This window comes from Clostridium pacaense, assembly GCF_020709765.2.
GTDB lineage: Bacteria > Bacillota > Clostridia > Lachnospirales > Lachnospiraceae > Enterocloster > Enterocloster hominis.
In genome coordinates this window covers 1-14,573 of record NZ_JAJFEB020000027.1, presented here as the reverse complement: position 1 = coordinate 14,573, position 14,573 = coordinate 1, and the positions used below count along the sequence as shown (strand labels likewise).

Annotated in this window: 11 protein-coding genes and 1 pseudogene; 4 read left to right on the top strand and 8 right to left on the bottom strand. The window is 47.3% G+C overall.

The window, feature by feature from the left end; genetic code table 11:
- Window positions 1-11 precede the first annotated feature (11 nt).
- Entirely contained in the window at window positions 12-926 is a 915-nt protein-coding gene (locus LK536_RS55510) for a phosphate/phosphite/phosphonate ABC transporter substrate-binding protein (protein WP_227797100.1), read from the bottom strand.
- 234 nt (window positions 927-1,160) lie between these two features.
- Between LK536_RS55510 and LK536_RS55505 the strand changes: the two genes are divergently transcribed.
- From LK536_RS55505 to LK536_RS55495, 3 genes are all read left to right on the top strand, one after another.
- The gene (locus LK536_RS55505; protein WP_008719515.1) at window positions 1,161-1,847 is read left to right on the top strand and encodes a cyclic nucleotide-binding domain-containing protein; all 687 of its coding nucleotides are present in this window, start codon (window positions 1,161-1,163) and stop codon (window positions 1,845-1,847) included.
- 409 nt (window positions 1,848-2,256) lie between these two features.
- The gene (locus tag LK536_RS55500) at window positions 2,257-4,707 is read left to right on the top strand and encodes a hypothetical protein (RefSeq protein ID WP_227797101.1); all 2,451 of its coding nucleotides are present in this window, start codon (window positions 2,257-2,259) and stop codon (window positions 4,705-4,707) included.
- Window positions 4,708-4,760: 53 nt separating this feature from the next.
- Window positions 4,761-5,612, top strand: a complete 852-nt coding sequence (locus LK536_RS55495) for a hypothetical protein (RefSeq protein ID WP_227797103.1) — start codon at window positions 4,761-4,763, stop codon at window positions 5,610-5,612.
- Between the two features lie 632 nt (window positions 5,613-6,244).
- Here LK536_RS55495 and LK536_RS55490 read toward each other — a convergent pair.
- Window positions 6,245-6,613 (bottom strand): annotated as a pseudogene (locus tag LK536_RS55490) (sugar O-acetyltransferase); the annotation flags it as partial.
- 154 nt (window positions 6,614-6,767) lie between these two features.
- Between LK536_RS55490 and LK536_RS55485 the strand changes: the two are divergent.
- Window positions 6,768-8,528, top strand: coding sequence for an RnfABCDGE type electron transport complex subunit G (locus LK536_RS55485; protein ID WP_227797104.1), 1,761 nt, complete (start codon window positions 6,768-6,770; stop codon window positions 8,526-8,528).
- Window positions 8,529-8,640: 112 nt separating this feature from the next.
- Here the strand turns inward: LK536_RS55485 and LK536_RS55480 are convergent, their stop codons facing one another.
- The 6 genes from LK536_RS55480 to recA form a co-directional block, all read right to left on the bottom strand.
- The gene (locus tag LK536_RS55480; protein WP_331472295.1) at window positions 8,641-9,822 is read right to left on the bottom strand and encodes a DUF6070 family protein; all 1,182 of its coding nucleotides are present in this window, start codon (window positions 9,820-9,822) and stop codon (window positions 8,641-8,643) included.
- Window positions 9,823-10,018: 196 nt separating this feature from the next.
- Window positions 10,019-10,267 carry a DUF6070 family protein gene (locus tag LK536_RS55475; RefSeq protein ID WP_227797107.1) on the bottom strand — a complete coding sequence of 83 codons (249 nt, stop codon included), beginning with the start codon at window positions 10,265-10,267 and terminating at the stop codon, window positions 10,019-10,021.
- Complete coding sequence (locus tag LK536_RS55470) at window positions 10,230-10,337, bottom strand: DUF6070 family protein (protein WP_474913553.1); 108 nt, start codon at window positions 10,335-10,337, stop codon at window positions 10,230-10,232. The genes LK536_RS55475 and LK536_RS55470 overlap by 38 nt, the downstream gene beginning before the upstream one ends.
- A gap of 372 nt (window positions 10,338-10,709) precedes the next feature.
- A complete protein-coding gene (gene rny, locus LK536_RS55465; protein ID WP_235712271.1) occupies window positions 10,710-12,251 on the bottom strand; it encodes a ribonuclease Y in 1,542 nt (513 codons plus the stop codon).
- A 137-nt stretch (window positions 12,252-12,388) separates the two neighbouring features.
- Window positions 12,389-13,015, bottom strand: coding sequence for a regulatory protein RecX (locus tag LK536_RS55460; protein WP_025485687.1), 627 nt, complete (start codon window positions 13,013-13,015; stop codon window positions 12,389-12,391).
- Window positions 13,012-14,142, bottom strand: coding sequence for a recombinase RecA (recA, locus tag LK536_RS55455; RefSeq protein ID WP_227797113.1), 1,131 nt, complete (start codon window positions 14,140-14,142; stop codon window positions 13,012-13,014). The genes LK536_RS55460 and recA overlap by 4 nt, the downstream gene beginning before the upstream one ends.
- Window positions 14,143-14,573: the final 431 nt, after the last annotated feature.

Below are 14,573 nucleotides of genomic sequence, written 5' to 3'. Positions count from 1 at the left end.
TCCAGCCAATCCTACTCAGCTGCCTTTGCCGTATAGTCCTTTACCGTATCGTAAACGGAATCATCCGCTTCCTCATACCCCTTGTGGTTCCACAAAGACATGGCCTCCTGGCCCGCCTCATCATCCTTCATGTTCAGGAACACTTCCTTGACCTTTGCCTTTAACTCCGGCTCCATCCCTGTCCGGACCGCAATGGCGTCATTGGGAATATCCCCCTCCGTGAGGTAGAGCACCCTCAGGTCCTTAAGCAGGTCCTGGTCTGAGAACTTGGACGCAAACACGTTCCTGGCTCCCTCAAATACAAAACATGCATCCTGCTGTCCGCTTAACACGGCCGTCATCTCGCTTGGGATATCGTTGACCGTGGTCAGGGTGCAGTCCTTGGCCGGATCCATACCCAGGTCCTTCATCTCTGCAACCGGATAGATATAGCCGCTGGCTGAATTAGGGCTTAATGTGGCAATCCTTTTACCCTTTAAATCCTCCAGCGTCTGAAGGTCGCTGTCTGCCCTGACAAGCACCTCACCCTTAAATGTGCCGCTGAGCTTCCCCTCCTCAGGAAGACCTGTCTCATGGTTGTAGGCGCCAAGCTGTGAAGTGAGGATTGCCTCTGCCGCCTTCTGGTCCCTTGCCTGCACATATGCGGCAGGAGGCATGATCCCGATATCCACCTTTCCCGAAGCCATGGCTTCCACAATGGTGGAGTAATCCGTTGCCAGCGTCACATTTACCTTACATCCCAGTTTCCCGGACAGGTATTGTGCGAATGGCTTTGCCTTCGCCTCCATGGAACCGTCGTTATTCGTTGGCACGAACTGGACGTTCAGCTCCTTTGCGTCTGCCGACGCCTCCTTTTTACCACATCCCGCCAATGTCAGCAGGCTTAACCCCAGTGCTGCCATACAGACCACAACCTTCTTTTTCATGTCCCTGTTTCTCCTTTCGATGATACCGCTGTTTTCTTTGTCTGTTTAAATGTAGTTCACAGCAAGTATATCAGACTGTCTCAGGAACGCAAAATGACCTATGTCACATTTTGTACAATGTTTACCTGCATTTTACCCCAATTTTCCAAAAAACGCCTTCCCGCTCTTGCGGCAGGCCCCGGCGTTGACTATAATGGGGGAAGCAGGACATGAAACGAAAGGGGGAGGACAGACATGAAACGGGACCACGATGAGAAAAAACTGCATTCCTATATCCGGGACAACCATCTTGAGACATATATGTCTGCCGATATTTTCTCCATCTCGGAGCTGCTCCTGTTTGACAAGAACGAATACCTGGTGGAAGCCGGATACCCGGCCGACTACCTGTGCTTCCTTGTGAACGGCGAGGTCATCATTTCCGCCTGCTCCACCAATGATAAGAGCACCTGTATCAGCTACTGCCACCAGTTCACCATTATCGGCGAGGCAGCATCCCTCTGGCAGATGGCGCCCTGCCGCAGCGTAAGGGCCATGACCCGTTGCACCTGCATCGGCATCAACCTGACAAAGTACCGTCAGCTTCTGCTCAATGACCTGCTGTTCCTCCAGAATATATGCCAGATCCTCACCTGCAAGCTGAACACGGAAAATGAACTTTCCCAGACCCTGTCCGACCCGCTGGAGGTACGGCTCTCCCGCTTTATCCTGGAATACTCCATCGGCCAGATGTTCACCTTCCAGCTGACCAACTGTGCGGATATCCTCAACACCAGCTACCGCCATCTCTTACGGATGTTAAAATGCTTCTGCGCCATGGGGATCTTAAAGAAGGCCAGGAACTGCTATGTCATCATGGACGGGACTCGGCTGGGGGAGATTGCGAACGGGACACTGGTGATAGGTAATCCCCAGCCTTAAAAGGCGGGAATGGATGCCTGTTAAAGCCCATTGATGAAGATGACCTAGTTAAAGCCCTGCGCCCATACCGGAAGGTCTGCTGGTGCATGTAATTCCATAGTTCCTCAATCATCATTGGGTCCTTCCCCAATTCTGGTAATCCTCTCATCTGTATGTACCTTAACCAGAAAGACATCCCAGGTAGGAATATAAGCCCGTCCATCATTCCGTCCTGCAATATAGGGCTATTGGACGGAAGATTCAGCAGGGATGGACGGCGCACAAAACCCTTGACAAACAAAACGTATAGGAACATACTGAATATAATTACTATACAGCAATGCCATTAAACGCATGGGAAATCCACGTTGTGGAGGACGGTTCCCTATAAAACCATGGACAAAAAATAGAAAGAAACGTAAATCAGGAGGTGTCCTTGCGATTCATCCCAATCATAAGCCTAAGTATTCTCATACTGCTTTTAACCGCCTGTTCCGCGGATACGGGTTCCTCCGTAACCCCATCCGCAAGCCTGTCCCAAGACCAGCCCCATCAGGATATACCGGCATCGCCGCTGACAGACAGCGGTTTATCCTTACTGGTCAAGGACTTTACATATACCCCCAAGCCCCAGGCGGATCCTGGGCCAGCTGAAAACTTTTTCGGGTTTCCAATTGAATTAGTCAGTGATTTAAAGGACAGGATGTATCGGGAAGACGCCGATAGCTGCATAAGATATTTAAATCATCTGAATGACAGGGATTACCGTATAACCCATGACGAATTTTTCTCATTGCTTGATATGACGGATGAAACAACAAAATATATGTTCAATGCAGACAGATCCGGATACGTATTCTATGGATGTGATACGGACAATGACGGAATTGATGAGTTGATTGCGTTTGAAAAGGACGGACGGGGGACCAGTTCCTATATTTATATGCTGACCAAGGGCGAGGAGGGTTATGCCTTCCTTAACAGCAATTATCTTGATGACGTCCGCCTTTTTTCGTTATTTCAGTATGAAAATGCATTTTATTATGCTGCAAGCTGTTATGATGATTCCACCGGAACAGTCAATCTGCAGATGTTCATGCTGAACCGCAATTTCTTCAAGCTATCAAATATCGTAGACAGCATATGTTTTAACCGGACATTTGATATATCAGAACCAGACCTCCTTTACTGCAATGAAAATCATCCGGATATACGCCTTGTCCAGGACTATCTTGAAGACATTATATATGACGTCATCTATGCAAACAGGGCAAAAGAAACGTTTCATGGGGATGAATGGGCTTTCCTGAATAAGGAGCGGCCATTCCTGAATGAGAATACGGATGATTGGAATCATGATACGGAAGATCAGGCCATAGACTGGAGCCGCATGTATATTATGGATATAAACAATGACGGGAACGACGAGATATTCACAAAATCCCCTCCAGGTTACCAGCAGCCGTTTGCACATAGGGTCAATTGGTATGGCGGTGATTTCCGGCCATGCCCGGCATCGGTGGAGGAATGGGAGGATGAGGACTATCGGTCCGTTGATATGTGGTTTAAAAACATCAATGGGAAAATAGTCACATTTACTTTGTACCAGGAAATCCAATCCGGCCTGCAGTATCTTATTGATGCCAGAATACAGGAACGTGATGGGCACACCATCCTGATGGATTATATGGTTGTATTGGAACCCACGGATATCCGGGTTACGGAGTTCGGCATTGGTACGGATGTTTCCATCTATAAACCTTTGATATACCAGGATCCGGATCTGGACAAGGCATTTCCTTATAATCTGCCGGATCTGGCTGAAGTATTTTTACTAAAAGTACAGGGACCTTCTGTTACCATTGAAAATAATTGTGATATACCTGATGATTTCACAGAAATCCTGGAGGGTTTACTGACCGATGGCTCCCTGGATGATTTAGACAGTGAGCTGGGAATGGATCCATATCGGATGAATGAGAAGACTTTTCAAAGCAGATATGGAGCATACACCGGATATGCCGAAAGCACACTTGAAAGCGGGACACAGTCTGTGTATCAGATAACCCTTGGCAATACCGATTACTTTCTTTTATTGCAGTATAATGCTGCGGGAAAAGTTGGGGATTTACATATCTATCAAAAGGCAGCAGGCCGGCTGACCTATGTAAGCACCTATCAGCCTACACATCTGTGGGCAAAGGTGATTGAATATTCCGGCAAATTATATATTGCCCAACGGCCGTCGCCGTGGTATGAACACCCCCGCTATCTTGACAGTACACGTATCCATCAGCTGATACCGGAAGGCGGACAGGATATCCTTATCGATGCGGTTCCTGAAACCTTTCAGTGGCAGAAAATATATGATGACCAGGCTTATTACGGACCCGCTGTTACCGGATACCTGGAAGGGATAAAAACGGAATTGATGGACCTGTCATACCTGACCAAAGAGGATGCAATCTATTTGGGCGATGAAACTCCTGAGATTGACCAGGATAAGCTCCTAAGGCTAGGTTCCGTTACATCCCCTTATGACACTTTTTATAAAATTGACTTCAATAATGATCAGAAGGATGAGTATATCTCAAAAGAAAAGTCTTACAACAGTATTTACACCGGCATATATGAATTCACCCATAAGGGGATTGCAGGATTGGGATATGACGGGAAGGCGGGCGGGACTTTGGGACGGCCGGTCCAGCTCTGGTTTAAGGAAATAGAAGGAAAGGTTTTTACATTCCGGCTGTTTTATGATGAGGAATTATACTACTATATATTAAATGTATCCTTGATAGAAGGGACTGGCATCACACAGGTCCAGACTTACATGATTGTACCCAAAGTCGATTATATTGCTTCTTATGGCTGTGGCTGAGAGTCCGGCAGGGAAGAGCATTTGGATCGGCAAACAGGGCAAAGGAGGATGGAATGGATTTAAATTATCAGGAAATTGCGGACAGGGCCGCTGCGCATGCCTTAAAAAGCGGTATCATACTTGATTATTCGGAAAAAAGCATTGTGGAAGTGGAATCTATCTTAGGGGAGTATTATAACCATCTTGCAGAATACGACGGCAGGGAAGGTGCGGATACATTATGGAATATTGCTGTCCACTATGGAATTTACCTGGGTGAAACCATGCTGCGCCTTCGGTTGGGTGAAAAGGGCTTTGCGTGGTACATGGACAACGGAATGCCGGTCCTGAAGAACCGGACAAGCGCTCAGATATCCCCCATTACAAAGGCCCATAAACGGATGTTAAATGGGCCTGAGGACAATGTAAAAAGCTTCTTCGATGTGGCAATCCTGTTGGCAGATGGTAAATTCCCCACCAAACACGGTGTCCACCGCGCCATCAATGTCCAGCTGCCCTCGGGTCAGATCATAGAAAATGTGCCATACCGGGACATCACTCCTTACATCATGATGATTGAGGAGGGCCGGGAGGATTTCCTGATATTGGAGTCCCAGGATGGATTTTTCCAGTTTTACGGGATAGACAACCAGTTTGTCGCAGAGGTACGCGTCAATCTGCCAAACGGCGATTTCCAAACGTATTCCATCATTGATAAGGAAAAAGAACAGCAGATGGAACGGATCCGCCTTTCCACCCCCTATGGGCAGTTTACTCCTACGGAGCGGGAGGTGGTGCCCTTAGGGCTGATCCAAACAGTAGTCAGGGCATACTATGAACATATAAATGCAGAAGACTTCCTTCAATCCATCCCATGTGTTGACACCACCGAGGAAACGAAACGATGTATGGGGCTGATAAAATAATAGATTTGTTCATTTGCATGACAGTCAGACAATTTTAAGGATGCCGCGCTTCGGCAAGGGCATTTTTCGCCAGAATCCGCAGCATCCTTTTTTTAGAAGTGTATCAGCGGACCGTCACCTTAAACCGGCAATCCTCCGCCCCGCCTAATACAGTATGTATTATTTCAACTTGTATATCCTTGTCCGGCAGCAAATCCTGTAAAATATATAAAACGCTGTTCCTTGAGCATTCACAATGAGACACATCCGTTACCTTGCCGGATAGGACCTCATCACAAACGCATTTAGGATATCCTATTTCATAGATATGTCCAGGTTCGATTACTCTTGCAATGAGCATTTCCGTGTTACCATATTTTTTATACTGCTCATCCAGGCTGCATCCGCATTCTTCAAATTGCGCGCGCTGAATGGGCAGAACCGTGTCCTTTACACAATCAATTGCTTTTTTCTTATAGTCCAATATTTACATCTCCTTTACAATACAGATTTACTAAAAATAGGATACACGAAACATTACAAACAATCAATAGATAAATATTAATATACTATTATTTCTATAAATTCCATTTTCTTCCAATATGTCCATTTTTACAGTTTCTACATGTATAAGGAAATCCCAACACGTGGATTTATCTGTTATCCCTCCTCACCCTGCAAGGATTCCCGTATGCAACTGTGTTATCCGGAATATCCTTTGTAACAACGCTGCCTGCCCCAATCACGACATTATTGCCGATTGTCACCCCAGGCATGATGATGGCTCCTCCGCCTATCCACACATTGGCTCCAATCATGACCGGAGCTGTCTGGGTTTTGCAAAATTGAAATGTTCCATCTTCTTTTGGGCGTCCAAACCGCTCTATTGCATTGGTTGGGTGAAACGCAGTATATATTTGAACATTTGGAGCAATTAAGGCATTATCCCCAATGATAATCCTGTTATCATCTAAAAAAGTACAGTTCATATTTACTTCGCAATGATTTCCAAAATAAATATTAAAGCATGTCATATTATTTAGAAAATATTTTTGGGTCTTCATAATCCCGTTTACCTGATTTCCGGACAGTCAAATCTTATTTTGGAAGGGGGCAGTCTATGGTATAATGGACCTATCAAATGAGCATTGAGTGCAGGAGGTTTCAGGAGGTTTTATGAAAAAAACAATTATGATATGCGTGCTGATTGCCGGTATGCTGGCGTCCACCGGATGTTTTGGAAGCCGTGTGAAGGCGCCCAAGGGGGTGTTTGCGCCAGAGGAGGCATTTGCGGAGATTCCCCACAGCAGTTTTGAAGCGGAGTGGCTGGAGGGAGGCATGAAGGATGAGGACGGCCATGTCTATGAGGAGGTCTATGATTTTGTCCTGGTCATGGATAAGGCGGTGATTCCCTACACGGTGTCCGGGAAGCTGATCCAGACCTGCGGATATGACCCCTCTGAAGGCACCTGGAATGTGGAGCGTCGGACAGAGGACGTAACCCAGGAAATGGACCTTACCATGTACCACTGGAAGCTGGAAAATAATCCTGCATACGAATACACGGAGACATTCATCAAAACCGGCCCCAATACCTTTGAGACCGGGGAACCGGATCACCCCACAGGCATACATTTTACAGTAGATGTCCTGTCCGGCGGCACGAATCTGAAGTATGAAAGCGGAAAGACCAACCTGCCGGGCGGACAGTGGACAGCCAGACTCCATCTTGAATCCAACGACAGATCAGGGGTTAACTTCAAGGGTGAGGCGGCTATTGACCTGCTGGGCGGTTCTTACGGCTACAATGATCTGCGGTGGGTGGTGACCATCGATGAACTAAAGCGCGTGGAAAAGGAGCTGAATACCACGGATGAGGAACGGGCCAATGAGCAGCAGGAGGGATTCCGGAAGATATTTCCTGAGGCAGACAGCTTTGATGTCATGGATTTTGACCTTGCGCAGGACTGCAATAAAGAGCTGGCTTCCTCAGACTTCGGTGATGTGGGCGTGGACGCGGCGGCAGCTGCAAAGGACAGGGACGGTGTATTGATGGGTTGGGTGGTCAATGCCCATTCGAAGGACAGCTACATGGGAAATGTGTCTGTCTCCGTGGCGTTTGAGAGAAGCGGCACCATCCGCGGCCTTGAGTTCCTGGAGCTGGAAGATACGCCCGGACTGGGTATGAGGGCCAGGGAGGATGTGTTCAGGGAACAGTTTGAAGGGAAGGGCAGAGAGGCTTTGACTGTGACGGATTCCGGGAATCCCGGGGCTTCGGAGATAGACGCCATCAGCGGGGCAACCATCACGTCCAATGCGGTTACAAACGCAGTCAATGCGGCGATATACTATGTACATCATTATACAGACGCAGGGGAGCAGGCCAATCAGGAAAACCAGGCATACAACCCGGCAGCCAGTCCGGCGAACCGTCTGCCAAAGGAACAGATGGCGTATGATACGGCATATGAGGTGCTGATGTCCATCAGCACTTATGACTACCAGCTGCTGGCAGAATATGCCCACCCGGAAAAGGGAATCATCTTCTCGCCTGACCCTTATGTGGACTATAATGAGGACCCGGTATTTACGCCTGCGCAGATCCGGGAGTTTGATTCCGGCGGCAGCTATCAGTGGGGGTATTTCTGCTCCAGTGAAACGCTGATTAAACAGACGGCAGATGCCTATTTTGATGATTATGTGTATACAAAGGATTATCTGCACTGTGAACAGGTGGGAATCAACCAGGTGTTCCGAACCGGGAACTGCCCTGAAAATGCAGGGGAGCTGTTCCCCGACGGCGTTTTTGTAGAATACCATGATCCGGGAACAGAGGAGTTCGACGGCCTGGACTGGTCCAGTTTGAAAATTGTGATGGAGGAGTATGAGGGAAGTCTCAAGGTGGTGGCAATCGTGAACTCCTGCTATACACTGTGATAATCATTCTGTCCGGGATGCCCGCAAAGCGTATTTACGGTTACCAAAGACCTGTTCTGGAGGCCTTCAACAAATGTGGAGCCTGTTGAAGGCCCGGCTTTTCGCAGGGCCTTCAAGTTCCCTGCTGTCCATTGATACGGTATTGATATTCCGGTATGTTCTCAATACCATTATCTAAAATCTTATTCCCTAAATATCGAAAACTGCCATCCTCTGCGAATCGCACCACAAGCTCGTGGGTTATGACTGCATCATTGTACACCATCATCTCACAAACTGCATCAACCGTTAAAGTAAGCGTGCCATCATCATTTTCTTTGATATCAATTACCTCCGGTAAAGAGGTTCCAAAGAAATTCGGCGCATGATTTAAACAGCCAAGCCGTTCCCAGGCATATGTTTTATTTTCTTCATTGAACACAGCATATTTCTGTATCTGCTCTGCTGTTATTGGAAGATACTCCATAATCAGTTCCTCAAACCTTTCCTTCGGAATCCCGTCCGAATCCCCCTCTGGTTCAAACCGTTCCTGGTATTTCATTCCATACAGATATTCATACAATCCATTATAATCCAGCTCCTCCATATGTTCTTCATCCCAGTTGGAACATAACAGGTTATTCCCTTGATAAGCCAGACCTTTTACGCATTTCCAGGACATTTCACGCAATTCTTCTGTCATTGGCTTTATTCTAAGCAGGCGGCTTCCATCCACCGTTTCCGTAACTTCCGGATACTCCGGCACACATAATTGGTAGCAGAACCATCCTTTGTCAGAGTAACTCCACTCCTTTATCCTGGTATAAGCCACATATGATATCTCTGAAGTACCGTCCATCCCCCATACGGCATTGGCCGATAATTCATACATATCCGTTCCGTCATATCTGTATTTTATTCTTCTGATCCCGCCATCTGAGCGGATTTCATATATTGTCTGTGTACCGTTTTTCCCCTCCATGCATTGCTTCAGGAAATGGTCTGCTTTTTCATGGTTCTCCATGTTGCCATAGATGATTGTGGTCATAACAGGGAATCCTGTTTCACTCACTTTTTCCTGCATAGCAAGCAAGGTCTCATCATTTAGGACAATATTAGACGCCTCTCCTTTATCTGCCTGTCTATAGATATCAAGAATAAGTCCCATCATCATTTTACAATCAGCCTCAGCCTCTTTCCAATCCCCCTCTTCCACCGGAAGGTCATATCCCTTTTGTAACCGTTCTTTCCCTTCCTTGTCTTCACTTGCCGCACCTTCCTCTGAAGCCGTCTCCTCTACGGAAAATTGTTCCATTGTCCCATTCTCTTTTTGGCAAGCACATATTAAAACGCTTATTATCAGCACCATGATCAGAGCATATACTTTTTTTCTTAACATACCATCATCCTTTCAACCTTACTTGGCGGCAACCCAGGATTTTTTGCCCCATGGCATCAGACAAGCCGTACGCCGTCTGTGATAGGAGTAATTGTTCCGTCCGCATGTTCCATTATCCGTCTCCATACATCTTTTTCCATTCTTCCATGGACAGGCGGGGGGTATGCCATGTTTCTTCCGCGTTGTCCTCAGCTGATATGATTTTGTTGGACACATACTGAACCCCTCCATCTTCCAAAGGGCGGACCACTAATTCATGGGCATACACCTTAGAGACTCCCCCGTACGGAAATACCACATTTACTGTAAGTGAGGATGTACCATCACTGTTTTCCGTAAAACCCCCTCGGCCTGTATTCATAGGCTAAGTCCTCTGGATCATAGTCCGTTTTGGATTGGAGCGTTTCACTGTCAATATTGAAATATTCCATAATAACACCCTCAAAACCGTCCTCTTGGAAACCTTTTTTCCAAAAATATCTCCCTGAAAATGGGCCAATGTCCAGCCACTAGATATGCGGACTTGATGTTGGAGAAAATCCAAAAAAGAGAGATTGACGCCACGGACATCATCACACACACTCTTTCCCTGGAGGAGGGGCGGCATGCTTATAGTATCTTTGATAAGAGGGAAGATAACTGTATTAAGGTGATTTTGAAGCCGTGATAATAATGTCCGTGAAATATCCGGCGTATCTTGCCCATTTTCATACCCGCCTATTATAGAAAAGAAAAAACACCCCAAACCCGCATGAATACTGGATTCATACGGGTTTGGGGCATTTATCTGCACTTCCGAATAATTATTTTGCGTAATCCGTAACCCTTGACTCGCGGATTACATTTACTTTAATCTGTCCCGGATACTCAAGCTCGTCCTCAATGCGCTTCGAAACATCCCTTGCCAGCAATACCATATCATCATCGCTGATCTGTTCCGGAACAACCATGATACGAACCTCACGGCCTGCCTGAATAGCAAAAGACTTGTCCACTCCCTTGAAGGAGTTGGTGATATCTTCTAATTGTTTTAATCTGTTTGTATATGTCTCCAACGTCTCGCGCCTTGCACCAGGCCTTGCAGCAGATATGGTATCAGCTGCCTGGACAATGCAGGAGATAAGGTTGGTGGGTTCAACATCGCCATGATGGGACTCCACTGCGTTCAGCACGGTGGCAGATTCCTTATACTTCTTACAGAGGTCTGTACCAAGCTGTACGTGAGTGCCTTCCATATCATGGTCAACGGATTTACCAATGTCATGTAATAAACCGGCACGTTTTGCTAAACGTACATCCACACCAAGTTCTGACGCCAGAAGCCCTGACAGCTGGGACACTTCAATGGAATGCTTCAGCGCATTCTGTCCATAGCTTGTCCTGAACTTCATCTTACCAAGTAACTTAACCAGTTCCGGATGAATTCCATGGATTCCAACCTCGAGACAGGCTGCTTCGCCCTCTTCCCTCATGTTGTTCTCCACTTCCTTCTGTGCCTTCTCTACCATTTCCTCAATTCTGGCCGGATGAATACGTCCGTCCACAATCAAACGCTCCAATGCAATTCTTGCAACTTCTCTACGTATTGGATCAAATCCGGATAAAACTACTGCTTCCGGGGTATCGTCGATAATCAGTTCCACACCGGTAAGGGTTTCCAGGGTTCGTATGTTACGTCCCTCACGCCCGATGATGCGGCCCTTCATCTCGTCATTTGGAAGCTGTACAACGGAAACCGTTGTCTCGGCAACATGGTCTGCTGCACAGCGCTGGATGGCTGTTACAACCAGATTCCTTGCCTTCTTGTCAGCTTCTTCTCTTGCCTTGTTTTCAAGTTCCTTAATTAATTTAGCTGTGTCATGTTTTACATCTTCTTCAACAGATTTTAAAAGATATTCTTTTGCTTGTTCGGAGGTTAGACCGGATATCCGTTCCAGTTCCTGTATCCCCTGCTCATACTGGGCTTCCACTTCAGCTGTACGCTTACTGAGGACGTTCTCCCTTCTGACCAGGTCAGCCTCCTTCTTTTCCAGGGCATCTGCCTTTTTCTCAACGTTCTCTTCCTTGCTCAATACACGTTTTTCATAACGTTGAAGTTCTGCTCTTCTTTCCTTGGTTTCCTTCTCTAATTCATTCTTCGTCTTTAAAGATTCTTCCTTGGCTTCCAGGAGAGCTTCTCGCTTCTTTGTCTCAGCGGTTTTTAATGCCTCATCTATTATTTCCCTTGATTTCTCTTCTGCACTTCCTACCTTGCTGTCGTACTGCTTACGCTCGTAGTTACGTGCTGCAAACCAAGTAATAATAATAGCCACAATTATCACAGCGATAATCACTATAGGGACCATTATCTCTGACACAGGAGCACCTCCTTATTAAATTTTCATTGTACTAACTACAACGTATTAATTTTATACTTTTTTCAGAATTATGTCAAGTATCTTCCCCTTATTTTCGCTGCAATACAGTCAATATAGACAAAAGTTCATTCCGGCCATTCTTCCCTGTCTTCTGTGCTGATTTCCCGCATGACACGGTTGATTACATCGTAAGAATATCCTTTTCTTCCCAGAAATGCGGATAATCGGCCCTTTTCCTCATAGGAAATCCCAGTTTTTCCCTTCAGGCGTTTGCGCAGAAGCTGCCTGGCATTTTCCACATCATCTACCTGGTGCCCGGAAAATGCCTCGCTTATCTCCTCCTGTGACACCCCCTTTTGGGAAAGTTCATAGACCAGCTGCCTGCGGCTCTTCCTGTTTCCATAGGAACGGACATAGCTTTCCGCATAGGCCCTGTCGTCAATAAACCGGTACTCCTTGAGGAAATTCATGGCATAACTCACCGCCTCCTCAGGATATCCGGCTTCCTGCAGCTTCTTCTTCATCCAGGTCTCTGTCTTGCCCGAGGACTTAAGCAGGTATAGGGCGCGCTCCTTGGCCCGCCCTAACAGTACTTCATTCAATATGCGCTGGTAAACATCCGCTTCCAGTTCCTTTCCCTCTTCAATCCCAAACCGTTCCACCTCACCCCTGTATAAAACAAAGGCAAAGCCTTCCTCAAGGAAGACTTTGCTTTTTCTCTTATCTACAGGGATGATGGATGTGACCATCATGACAGTCCTGGGGCATCCGGTGTGTCAGCCCCTTCGGTCTTGGTTCCAGGCGCCTTGGGTGCTTCCAGCCTGGTTCCCTTCTTTAATTCCTTTGCCTTGGCTTCCTCAGCCTCTGCCGCGGCCTCTTCGGCGCCCGGCAGTTCGTACCTGGCCCTTACCTTTGCCTCCACCTCTGCACACATCTCAGGGTTATCGGAAAGATACTGCTTGGAATTCTCACGGCCCTGTCCAATCTTGGAACCATTATAAGCAAACCAGGCGCCGCTCTTCTCTATGATATTCTCCTTTACAGCCAGATCCAGGATATCGCCAACCTTGGAAATGCCCTTGCCGAACATGATATCGAATTCAGCTTCCTTAAACGGAGGTGCAATCTTATTCTTAACAACCTTGACCCGGACACGGTTGCCAATCACTTCGCCGCCCTGCTTCAGGGTCTCAATCCTGCGCACGTCCAGGCGCACGGAAGCATAGAACTTAAGGGCGCGTCCGCCAGTGGTTGTCTCGGGATTACCGAACATGACGCCCACCTTCTCACGCAGCTGGTTGATGAAGATGACGATACAGTTGGACTTGCTGATGACAGCAGTCAGTTTACGCAGGGCCTGTGACATCAGCCTGGCCTGGAGTCCCACATGGGAATCCCCCATCTCGCCGTCAATCTCTGCCTTCGGAACCAGGGCGGCCACGGAGTCCACGATAACAATGTCAACCGCGCCTGAACGCACCATGGTCTCGGTAATCTCCAGGGCCTGCTCCCCGTTATCCGGCTGTGATATGTACAGGTTGTCAATATCCACGCCGATGTTCTTGGCATACACGGGATCCAGGGCATGCTCTGCATCGATGAAGCCTGCAATCCCGCCCCTCTTCTGTACCTCGGCAACCATGTGCAGGGCAACCGTGGTCTTACCGGATGACTCCGGTCCGTAGACTTCTATGATCCTGCCCTTGGGCACGCCGCCCAGGCCCAACGCAATGTCAAGGCTGATGGAGCCTGTGGGAACAGTCTCGATATTCATGTTGGCCCTGGAATCCCCCAGCTTCATCACGGACCCTTTGCCGTAAGCCTTCTCTATCTGTGTAAGGGCCGCATCCAGGGCCTTTAACTTCTCATCTTTATTCATATCCCTGTTAATTACATTACTCTTCTCTTCTCTGGCCATGATATCCTCCGATTCGAACAAATGTTCTCTAATAGTTACAATCATAGTATAATTCAGCTCAAATGTCAACCACTAATTTTCCCGGTCCCCCCTTTTCCATCCCTTACTTTACTTGTGAATACCGGGCGAACCGCCCTCCACAGGTGCCTGTGCATACACCCACTGACCGCGCATCTGGCGCAGACAAAAGCCATCGCAGAAGAAAGTCTGCGGAACAGGTTAAGGATAGCATAGAATGGGTTAAAATGCAAGTGGGGCGTGCAGATGACGGAAAGCTACAGACACACATCTGACGGAAAGCATTTTTCAAACACACCCTAGAGCGTGTTTGAAAATTATATATCCTTAGTCATTTTAACCAAATTAAGATTGAAGCAATGCATATGAACCCC